The organism is Staphylococcus sp. GDY8P94P, assembly GCF_017892255.1.
GTDB lineage: Bacteria > Bacillota > Bacilli > Staphylococcales > Staphylococcaceae > Staphylococcus > Staphylococcus cohnii.
Window position 1 is genome coordinate 1,644 of record NZ_JAESKU010000004.1, and the last position, 319, is coordinate 1,962.

1 pseudogene is annotated in these 319 nt (G+C 27.9%); it reads right to left on the minus strand.

From position 1 onward, the window contains the following. A pseudogene (locus KA926_RS13885) lies at positions 1–126 on the minus strand (protein rep); the annotation flags it as partial. Positions 127–319: the final 193 nt, after the last annotated feature.

A 319-nucleotide genomic window follows, 5' to 3' on the forward strand; every position in this document is an offset into this window, starting at 1 on the left:
ATCTGCATAACTTACATTATCTATCTTCTTTTCTCTCCATGGGCGTTGTTTCCCACTTTTCGTCATATCTTTTAATGTTTTATTATCTTGATTTTCGTCTATACATTTAGTAGTATTATATTGCATATAAAAAGACCTCCAGTATTGATTTAAGCGTCGTAACTTAATCATATTACTGGAGCTTTTTTATGTCAATTTTTTCTTTCACGCACAAAAATACATAAAAATACTGTCATATCAACGATAAAACGACTTTTAATATCTTTGAGTTATTTCTATATAGTATCAAGAAAAGAAGAAACTCGTTTTAAACTAGTGT